Annotated in this window: 10 protein-coding genes; 5 read left to right on the forward strand and 5 right to left on the reverse strand. The window is 70.5% G+C overall.

Annotation, left to right across the window (positions count from 1 at the left end):
- The first annotated feature begins 143 nt into the window (after nt 1-143).
- Nucleotides 144-1,358 carry a sensor histidine kinase gene (locus ACFWXQ_RS19270; protein ID WP_383956369.1) on the forward strand — a complete coding sequence of 405 codons (1,215 nt, stop codon included), beginning with the start codon at nt 144-146 and terminating at the stop codon, nt 1,356-1,358.
- The gene (locus ACFWXQ_RS19275) at nt 1,355-2,029 is read left to right on the forward strand and encodes a response regulator transcription factor (RefSeq protein ID WP_055610229.1); all 675 of its coding nucleotides are present in this window, start codon (nt 1,355-1,357) and stop codon (nt 2,027-2,029) included. The genes ACFWXQ_RS19270 and ACFWXQ_RS19275 overlap by 4 nt, the downstream gene beginning before the upstream one ends.
- Before the next feature lie 33 nt (nt 2,030-2,062).
- On the opposite strand, the gene ACFWXQ_RS19280 is transcribed toward ACFWXQ_RS19275, so the two are convergent.
- The 4 genes from ACFWXQ_RS19280 to ACFWXQ_RS19295 form a co-directional block, all read right to left on the reverse strand.
- Nucleotides 2,063-3,043 (reverse strand): NADPH:quinone reductase, encoded by a 981-nt coding sequence (locus ACFWXQ_RS19280; protein ID WP_383956364.1) that lies wholly within the window; start codon nt 3,041-3,043, stop codon nt 2,063-2,065.
- A 20-nt stretch (nt 3,044-3,063) separates the two neighbouring features.
- Nucleotides 3,064-3,603 carry a PadR family transcriptional regulator gene (locus tag ACFWXQ_RS19285; protein ID WP_383956361.1) on the reverse strand — a complete coding sequence of 180 codons (540 nt, stop codon included), beginning with the start codon at nt 3,601-3,603 and terminating at the stop codon, nt 3,064-3,066.
- 62 nt (nt 3,604-3,665) lie between these two features.
- On the reverse strand, nt 3,666-4,331 hold the full coding sequence (locus ACFWXQ_RS19290; RefSeq protein ID WP_383956358.1) for a hypothetical protein: 666 nt from the start codon (nt 4,329-4,331) through the stop codon (nt 3,666-3,668).
- A gap of 107 nt (nt 4,332-4,438) precedes the next feature.
- Nucleotides 4,439-4,804, reverse strand: a complete 366-nt coding sequence (locus tag ACFWXQ_RS19295) for a MerR family transcriptional regulator (protein WP_383956355.1) — start codon at nt 4,802-4,804, stop codon at nt 4,439-4,441.
- Nucleotides 4,805-4,952: 148 nt separating this feature from the next.
- Here ACFWXQ_RS19295 and ACFWXQ_RS19300 point away from each other — a divergent pair, with 148 nt between their 5' ends.
- The gene (locus ACFWXQ_RS19300) at nt 4,953-5,858 is read left to right on the forward strand and encodes an NADP-dependent oxidoreductase (protein ID WP_386268656.1); all 906 of its coding nucleotides are present in this window, start codon (nt 4,953-4,955) and stop codon (nt 5,856-5,858) included.
- Between the two features lie 346 nt (nt 5,859-6,204).
- Nucleotides 6,205-7,254, forward strand: a complete 1,050-nt coding sequence (locus ACFWXQ_RS19305; RefSeq protein WP_383953169.1) for a cytochrome P450 — start codon at nt 6,205-6,207, stop codon at nt 7,252-7,254.
- Between the two features lie 43 nt (nt 7,255-7,297).
- Here ACFWXQ_RS19305 and ACFWXQ_RS19310 read toward each other — a convergent pair whose 3' ends face one another.
- Nucleotides 7,298-8,875, reverse strand: coding sequence for a CHAD domain-containing protein (locus ACFWXQ_RS19310; RefSeq protein WP_383953167.1), 1,578 nt, complete (start codon nt 8,873-8,875; stop codon nt 7,298-7,300).
- A gap of 131 nt (nt 8,876-9,006) precedes the next feature.
- Between ACFWXQ_RS19310 and ACFWXQ_RS19315 the strand changes: the two genes are divergently transcribed.
- A complete protein-coding gene (locus ACFWXQ_RS19315) occupies nt 9,007-9,447 on the forward strand; it encodes a hypothetical protein (protein WP_383953165.1) in 441 nt (146 codons plus the stop codon).
- Nucleotides 9,448-9,534 lie beyond the last annotated feature (87 nt).

Here is a 9,534-nt window from a genome sequence, read left to right on the forward strand (position 1 = left end):
ACGGAGGACCGCATCCGCCCGCAGGCGGGTGACGGTGCCTCGGAGCTGGACTTACGATGGCTTGCCCGGCGCGTCGCGGTGCCTGCGCCAGGCCATGGGACGCTTCCCGGCCAAGGCACCGGCCGCCTCTCGATGGAGCGACGATGATCCGCACGGCTCCGCATGCCGAGACGCCCGGCCCCGGCCGCAGGGCGCCGGGCAGGTTCCGCGGCCCGTTCACGCGCTGGCCGCGGGGCGCGGACGCCGTCCTCGCGACTGTGATTTTCCTGCTGACCGCGCTCCTGGAAGAGGGGCCGGGGGACTCCCTCGTCGTCCGACCGGTCGCCCAAGTGTTCGATCCCGCCCTCCTGCTCATCACCGTGGCCGGCGCGGCGCTCTACCTGCGTCGGCTCAGGCCGGTCCCGGTCCTGTGCGTCGCACTCGTGGCGTGGGCCCCGACGCTGGGGAGCAGCTACTCCGTTCTGGGCGGGATGGTGATCGTCGCGCTCTACAGCGTCGGCAGGCACGACGACGACAACCGGTGGGGCCCTCTCGGCGTCGGCGCGGCCATCGCCGCGCTCACGATCGACGGCATCCTCCTTTCCACCCCCTGGGAGGACATCGGCTTCGGCTACGTCTTCATGTTCGGGGCCTGGTATCTCGGCCGGCGCCTGCGACTTCGAGCCGGGCGCGCTGCCAGGATCCGCCAGGAACAGGCCGCCGAGGCACGGCGGATCGTGGCCGAGGAGCGCACCCACATCGCCCGTGAACTGCACGACGTGGTCGCCCACCGGGTGAGCATGATGACGGTGCAGGCCGGTGCGGCCCGGATGGTGGCCGCCGAGGATCCGCAGGGCGCCCTGGAGGCGATGGCGGCGGTGGAGGAAGCGGGACGCCAGGCGCTGGACGAACTGCGGCACCTGCTGGGAGTGTTGCGGCCGAACGCCGAGCGCGACGGACTGGGCCCTCAGCCGGGCCTGGCCGACCTGCCCCGCCTGGTCGCCGAGGTCCGGGAGGCGGGTCTGGACGTCTCGGTCACCGGAGGCATCCGGGACCCCCTCCCGGCCCGGGTGGATCTCTCGGCGTACCGCATCGTCCAGGAGGCACTGACCAACGTGCTCAAGCACAGCGGACCGCAGACCCGCACCGAGGTGCGCCTGCGCGCCGAAGGCGACGGCGTCACCATCGTGGTCCTCGACGACGGCCGCGGTACCGCCGTCCGCTCCGTGTCGGCCGCGCACGAGGGGCTGCCCGGCCACGGCATCGTCGGCATGCGGGAACGAGCCCTGCTGCTCGGCGGAAGCCTCGACGCCCAGCCGCGTCCCGGCGGCGGCTTCCGGCTCACCGCCCATCTGCCCGCCAAGGGGGAGCCCACGTGAGCATCCGCGTCGTCGTCGCCGACGACCAGGCGCTCGTACGCCGCGGCTTCGCCATGATTCTCCGGGTCCACCACGACATCGAGGTCGTGGCCGAGGCGGGGACCGGTATCGAGGCGATCGAGGCCGTACGCCGGCATCGCCCGGACGTGATCCTCATGGACATCCGCATGCCGGAGATGGACGGCCTGGAAGCGACCTCCCGGATCCTTCAGGAGGCCGACTGGGACACCCGGGTACTGATCCTGACCACCTTCGACCCGGACGAGTACGTCTACGAGGCGCTGCGGTCCGGCGCCAGTGCCTTCGTGCTCAAGGACATTCCCCCCGAGCAACTGGCCACCGCCGTACGCACCGTGGCCGAGGGCGGGACACTGCTGGCCCCCTCGATCACCCGGCGCTTCATCGACCGGTTCACGCAGCGTCGCGTCAACACCGTCGCCGCGGCCCGCCTTGAACGGCTCACCGGCCGCGAGGGCGAGATCATGACCGCCGTCGCCCGGGGCGCGAGCAACGCGGAGATCGCCGAGCAGCTGTCCATCGGCGCCGCCACCGTCAAATCACACGTGTCGAGCATCCTCACCAAACTCGGGCTGCGCGACCGGATCCAGATCGTGATCTTCGCGTACGAGAGCGGCCTCGTGGAAGCGGGCGACCACGACGTCGGCCACTGACGACGTCAGGGGGTGAGCCGCTGGTGCCCTACGTCAACCGGTGACCGTGACCAGCACCCGGCCGCGCCCGCCCGCGTCGACCCGGTCGTGGGCCTTGGCGATGTCCTCCAGAGGGAAGCGGTCGCCGACGTCGACGGTGAGGGCGCCGGCCGCGGCTGCCGCGGTGAGGTCGCGGGCGGCCTGTCGTTTGGCCGGGGCGGGGAAGTCGTCGCTGCCGAGCAGACGCACGGTCACGTTGTTGAACAGCAGGGGCCAGAAGGGGAGTTCGGTGCGGTCGGCGTGGGTTCCGTAGGCGGCGATGACGGCGTCGAGCGCGGTGACCTCGTTGTCCAGGTCGGCGTTGGCCGACAGGGACACCTCGACGACGCGGTGCACGCCGTCGGGGGCGTGCGCGCGGATCTCGGCTGCCGGGTCGTCGGCGTCCAGGGCGACGGCGTGGGGGATGGTGGCCGGGTCGACGCGGTCGAGGTCGCCGCCGCGGCGGACGGTGCCGATGACGGTGGCGCCGCCCCAGTGGGCGAGTTGGGCGGCGAGGGAGCCGACGCCGCCGAGCACGCCGTGCACGAGTACGACCCGGCTGTCGACCGGGCCGTCCGCGAACACCGCGCGGTGGGCGGTGATTCCGGGGATGCCCAGGCTCGCGCCGAGTTCGTCGCCGAGGTGGTCGGGGAGCGGGACTGCCTGCTGATCGGGTACGACGGTGTACTGGGCCGCGGTGCCGAAGGGCCGGTAGGACTGGGCGCCGTAGGTCCACACCCGCTGTCCCACGCGGCGGGCGTCGACTCCCTCGCCCACCTTGTCGATGACACCGGCGGAGTCGCTGTGCGGGATGACACGCGGGTAGGGCATCGAGGAGCCGAGCCAGCCGCGGCGCTTCTTGGTGTCGCCGGGATTGATGCCGGACACGCTCACACGGACCCGTACGTCACCGGGGCCGGGCTCGGGGTCGGGCAGTTCGCCGATGTGCAACACGTCGGCGGCGGGGCCCTGTTGGTCGTACCAGGACGCGAGCATGGACGTACCTCCGGTGTCTCTCAGGCGGTCGCGGGGCTCTCGGGGGGTTCCTCGCCCAGCGCCTCGCGGAGCCAGGTGCGTTCGGCGCGGCTGGTCGCGCGGGCGGTCAGGAGCAGGCCGCGCCGGTATGGGTCGGTGAGCTCCTCGGCGCGGATCGGCCGGTCACCGTCGTAGAAGAAGCTCGCGGGCTCCTCCAGGAAGGCCAGGCGTCGGCGCAGTACCGCGTGCTGTTCGGCGACGTCGGGGAGCAGTGAGAGGAACGACAGCACCGTGTAGAAGCGGGTGTGGTCGGTGATCTCGTGGTCGGCGGGCCGGCGCAGGCGCTGGAGCATGTCGGTGCGGCCGGTTTCCGTGAGGCTCAGCAGGTAGCGGGCGGCACCCGCGCGCGGGTCGGGTTGCCGTTCCAGCAGGCCGGCCTTGGCGAGGCGGTTGATGGCCGGGTAGAGGCTGCCGTCACTGACCGGGCGGGTGTAGCCGGTCAGATGGGAGACACGGCTGCGCAGTTCATGACCCGGCAGCGGGCCTTCGGCGAGGAAGCCCAGAATCGCGAGTTCCAGCATGGGGCCATCGTCTCACAGTTGCATCGAATCGATATGAACCTCGAATCGATGTCCCAGCTTCCTCAGCGTTGGAGAGCCTCAGCGGTCTTCCGTGGATCGTCCGCCAGAATGTGGTCCGCGAGCTGCCGTACCTGCTCCTCCACGGACTGGTCGCGGGTGACGAACAACTCGAACTCGTAGTGATCCGCAGGCTCGTTCGGCCCCCGGGCCTGGCGGAACGCGACATCAACACCCTCGGGGCTGGTGAACGCCTCGGGGAGATCGGGCTCCTCGCGGCGTGGCGAGACACTCGTGAGAACGCACTCCCAGCGTGCGAACCAGCCGCTGTCCACAAGGGTCTGTTCAAGGAGCCGGGCAATGGTGTCCACCGGCTCTTCCCAACTCCGGTCGGCCGCGGCTCGCGCGAGTTCAGCCTCGTACTGGGCGGCATCGAAGCGGAAGTCCATCGGTACGGCGGTGATGTCGCTGGTGTTTTCCCAGGCGTCCCAGATCACCTGATCGCCCTCGCGGCGCATGGTGACGTACAGGGCGCCGCAGCAGCCGGCCGTGCAGGTCGGCTCGGTGATCATGATCCTGCGGGGTTCCTCCGTGACGGCCAGCGGCCAGCTCTCCGCCGGACCTTTCCAGCGGTCGCAACTGACTGCCAGCCCTTCCGGGTGGACCTCCTTGAGGACGTCCGCGCCGTCGATGAGGGGCCGTACCTCGGCCGCCGGTCGAGCCGAGTTCATGTCCTCGGCGAGCCGATGGTCGATGCGGACGTCGACGCACCGGTCAAGATGGTGCTGACGTACTTCGCCGACGACCCCGGCCCGACCTGGAGCACCTGGCGAAACTTTCAGTGCATGTGAGAGCAGTCGGCGTCAGGGTCCCGCGTGATGGCGATCACGTCGTCGAGCCGGTCGCGCACGGCGAGCAGGTCGGTGATCCGCTGGTCGATGCGGACCCGCTCGGCCTCCAGCTGGTCCAGGAGTGCCGGGGGCGCTTCACCCGAGTCCACGCACGGCAGCACCTCGCGGACCACTCTGCTCGGGAGGCCCGCGGCATACATCTGCTGGATCAGCCGGACTCGGGGGACGGCGGTGTCGGGGTAGTGCCGCTGGCCGCCGGGGCTGCGTTGCGCCTGGAGCAGATCCTGTTCCTCGTAGTAGCGCAGCGCCCGGACGCTCACTCCCGCCTTGTCGGCGACCTCACCGATACGCACCGGTCCTCCTCCGTCCGCCGGGCGGCCCGCCCGACTTGCACCTGACGCCAACGTCAGCTTTTAGCGTAGTGGGGGTCGGCGCTCGCCGAACATTCACCCCACTGATGTCACCAACGGCCGGTCAGGCCGTGTGGAAAGGCGGAACGTCATGCGCGCAGTCCGGTATCACGAGTACGGCGGCGTGGAGACCCTCGTGGTCGAGCAGGTGCCGGACCCGCATCCCGGGTCCGGCGAGATCCGCATCCGCGTCGCGGCGGCGAGCGTCAATGCCGTTGACTGGAAGGTGCGTTCCGGGGCGGTGCGCGAGGTGCTCGCCGTGGACCTGCCCGCGATTCCCGGGCGTGATGCCGTCGGCGTGGTCGACGAGATCGGCGAGGGCGTCCAGGGGGTGAGCATCGGTGACCGTGTCTTCGGGCTGGGCGGCGTCACCGGCGCGACAGCGGAGCTGGCCGTGCTCTCGGCCTGGGCCCACGCGCCCACCGCGTGGACCGACGAGGAGGCCGCAGGCGCCGGTCTGGCATCCGTGACCGCGATGGGCGGCCTGAAGGCGCTCGGTCCCCTGCGGGGGCGCACCCTGCTCGTCGAGGGCGCCGCCGGAGGTGTGGGCAGTGCCGCGGTCGAGATCGCGGTGGCTCAGGGCGCCACCGCGATCGGTACGGCCGGCGAGCGCAACCACGAGTTCCTCACCTCCCTCGGAGCCGTTCCCACCACCTACGGCACCGGCCTCGCGGAACGCCTGGCCACCCTGGCTCCGGACGGTGTCGACATCGCGCTCGACACCGCGGCCTCCGGGTCCCTGGCCGACCTCGTCGCGATCGTGGGCGACCCCGCTCGCGTGTCGACGATCGCCGACTACGCCAACGCGCAGCGCCTGGGTGTGCATCTGGCCAACGCGGAGAACGACTCCACGCTCCTGGCCGAAGCGGGCGAACTCGGCCGGCAGGGCCGCTACACACCGCGCGTCGAGCGGACCTACCCGCTGGAACAGACCGCGGAAGCGCACGCGTACGCCGAGCGCGGACACACGCGGGGAAAGATCGTGGTCCACATCTGAGCCTGCCCCATCGTCCGGGGCCCACCGCCAACTGGGACGTACAGGATCCAGGGCGTCTCCACACGGTGTGCGGAGACGCCGCGGCCTTGACGATCTCCATGAACCTGAGGACTCTCGAAGGTAGTTGACGGTCCGTCAGTCAAGTCGGATCGTGGTGCGCTGTCATGGGAGGGGTTCAAGAGTGCCGGACAACGAGTTATCCGATGAGGGGACGACGTTCCCCTTCCGGCCGGGTCCTCATGGCAGCCCACCGCGGGACTACGCCGGCAGGCGGAGTGCCTGCCCGCTGGCCCCGGTGGTCCTGCCCAGCGGGGACGAAGCGCTCCTGGCCACTACCTACGACGACGTGCGTGCAGTCCTCGGAGATCTGCGCTTCAGCCGCAATCTGCGCTACGCGGGCGCGCCGCGCATGCTGTCCGACGCGGACTTCTCCGACGACCCGAACGCACTGGTCAACATGGACCCGCCCGAACACACGCGACTGCGGCGCATCGTCCAGGCCGCCTTCACTCCTCGGCGGGCGGAGAGCTGTCGGCCCCGCATCCAGACCGTCGCGGACGAACTCCTCGCGGAGATGCGCGCCGGATCACCCCCGGCGGACCTGATGACGGCCTTCGCGTTCCCGCTCCCGATCAACATCATCTGCGCGCTGCTCGGCATCCCGGCTCAGGACAGCCCTCAGTTCCGCAGCTGGTCGGACATGTTCCTGTCCACGAGCACCGCCGACGCTCCGGAACGCTCCAAAGCCGGGGCGGAGTTCGCTGCGTACGTCGACGCCCTGATCGCCGCGCGCCGCCGCGCCCCGGGCGAGGATCTGCTCGACAGTCTCATCAACGCCCATGACGCGGATGACCGGCTCAACGAAGTCGAGCTGGCCCGCATGGTTCGGGGGCTGATCATCGCGGGACACGAGACCACCGGCAATGTCATCGGCCGGGGCATCCTCACGCTCCTTCGGCACCCGGACCAACTCGCCGTACTCCGCGATGATCCGGCGCTCCTGACTGTCGCCGTCGAGGAGATCCTCCGTATGGAGGTCCCGGGCCACGGAGGGCTGTTGCGCGTTGCCACCGAAACCCTGTCGCTCCCGTCAGGGGGCACTGTCAGCAAGGGACGGGGTGTTCTCGCCCCGGTCGTGGCCGCGAACTTCGATCCCGAGCACTTCCCGGCCCCGGACACGTTCGATGTCCGGCGCGCCGACAACAAACACATCACCTTCGGACACGGGCCGCACTTCTGCCTGGGCGCCAACCTCGCGCGCGTCGAACTGCAGGTCGCCATCGGATCGCTGATCCGGGAGTTCCCCGGCCTCGCGCTCGCGGGCAGCGCCCAGGAACTCACCTGGACCAGCGGAAGCCGGGTCTGCAGCGTTTCGCAACTCCCCGTCACCTGGTAGGCGCACCGTCGAACCATCCGCGCACCGTCGAAACATCCGTGACCTACTTACGGAGTTGCCTGCGCAGCGCGGGGGCGGAGGCGTGCGCCCACACCGTGGACACCTCCTGTTCCCGGGTCGCCGCAACGGCCTGCTCCGCGCCGTACAGCAGACCCCAGGTGAAACCGGCTTCGCCGGCCCCCTGGGCCGCCACGGCCAGATCCCTGATCGTGCCGCGGGCGACCACACTGTCCTGGTGATCGCCGAGGACCTTCTGCACCGCCTTGACCCGCTTGCCCAGACGCTCGGCCGGTTTGCCGAGGGCAGGACGGGCCACCTCGGTCGCGTACCGCACCTTCTTCGCCGCCTTGCGGGCCTCGTGCAGCGCCATGTCACGCTTCGGGCCGGGCGACAGGTCCAGAGCGTGGGTCATGTGCTCGGTCAGGCGGTCGTACTCCTTGAGGACAGCCCTGGCCATGACCTTGCCCGCCTTCTTGCCGGCCTTGGTACGCAGCGGAGGCTGTTCCAGCAGCTCGGCGAGGGAGTCGAGCAGGGTCAGGTAGCGGGGCGATCCCAGGGCGTCGAGAGTGCGCTGATGGGACTCGGTGCCACGCACGACGTTCCACGTCTGAAGCCGCGCCACCACGGGGCCGAGAACGAGTTCTTCGGGCAGGACGCCGACGCGGTGGGTGAGGCGCTCCATCAGTACTTCCTGATCGCGCTCGGCGCCCAACTCCCCGGCCAGCCACTTCAGCTCGGCCCGGATCGGGTCCGTGACATCGCGGTCGAGGACGGACCGGTAGGAGCGCAGACAACTGCGCAGCCGGCGGCAGGCGACGCGCATCCTGTGCACCGAGTCGGGCCGGTCGCGTCGTACGGCCGGGTCGAGGGCGGTGAGGGTGCGGATCTGGTCTCGTACGTATACGAGGACCTGCTCGCCGGCCGAGCCCTGGTCCAGGCCCAGGTCGCCGGACCGGCCGGCGCCATCGGCCGGAGCGGCGGGCGTCGCCGTCTCGTCGAGGGCTCGGGCCAGCTTCGACGGGGACTGCGCACGGGCGATGCCCTTCTTGCGCAGCCTCTTGTCCACGGCGTCCAGCAGAGCGGGATCCGCGCCCTCGGCCAGCTCCACTTCCACCTCGTTCCACACGGCACGCCTGCCCTCCGCACGCAGGGACTCCGCGCGAACCGTGTCGATGTTCAACGCGGCACGGAGAGTGCCTTCGGCGTCGACAAGATGCCGCACCTCGCGGGTCGAGCGGATACGGACCACCGGGGTCAGCCTTGCCCCGCGCGTACGGGAGGCCGTCAGGTCGAGCATGGTGTCCGGGACGGCATCGGCGTCGGCGTCGGTCAGAGCCGACCGGATCTCCTCCCGGCTGTCGCCCGGCAACGGCAGCTTGAGATGCCACCCGGCGTCGGAGCCGCCCGTCCTTCGGCGCAACGTGGCCGAGGAACCGGACAGGCGAAGGTCGGCGGTGTCGTAGTAGACCGCGTCCAACTCCTCGGGTCCCCGGTCGACGACCGCCGTGACACCTTCCACACGCTCCAGCCGTGACAGCCAGGAGGCTCCGGACAGCCAGGAGGTGTCGGAGGACGAAGGGACGGCGTACTTACGTTCTGTTTCGCGCATCGACTGGACCATGTAGTACCGGTAGGCGCGATGCGCCGGGTGAAACACGGCCTTGGACGTGATTTCGCAATTCGGTACGCGGGTCGCCGTCTGTGCGACGTGGACCGCTGTTTGCCGACCGTGCGGCTGGATACCCGACGCGCATGGCTGGAGCAAGTAACAGGACGACGAACGGACAGTCGCCGACCGCGAGCGCGCGAGAGGCGACGAAGACCGTGACCCAAGGCGCCGCGGAACCGGCGAAGGAGTCGCAGCGGGCTGCCGCCCAGGCGGCGGAGAGCGCTGGAGAAGCGGCCGCAGCCGTGGGCCACGGCAGCAAGGAAGCCGTGGTCACTCTCGGCGGAGCGGCGTCGCAGAAGGCCAGGGAAGCGGCCAGGACAGTGCAGGGCACCGTCTCCTCGGCCGCCCAGCAGACGATCGGGAAGGTCGGCACGGCATGGACCCTCCTGAAGGCCAGGAAGGTCCTGGCGGTCGCCGCCGGAGCGGGCACCGCCACCGTGGTTCTCTGCTCCTACACACTGGGCCGCCGTGCCGGTCTGCGTCGGCGTGGACCGCTCTCCCGCCTCAGTGGCGGCCGTATCTGAGCAGCAGAACGCCACCGGGGCGCTCCTCGGCACGGGCCCGCGAGAGCTTTCCGCTCTGGCGGGCCCGACCGTTCGACCGGCGTGTAC

The organism is Streptomyces sp. NPDC058697 (assembly GCF_042715345.1).
GTDB lineage: Bacteria > Actinomycetota > Actinomycetes > Streptomycetales > Streptomycetaceae > Streptomyces > Streptomyces liliifuscus.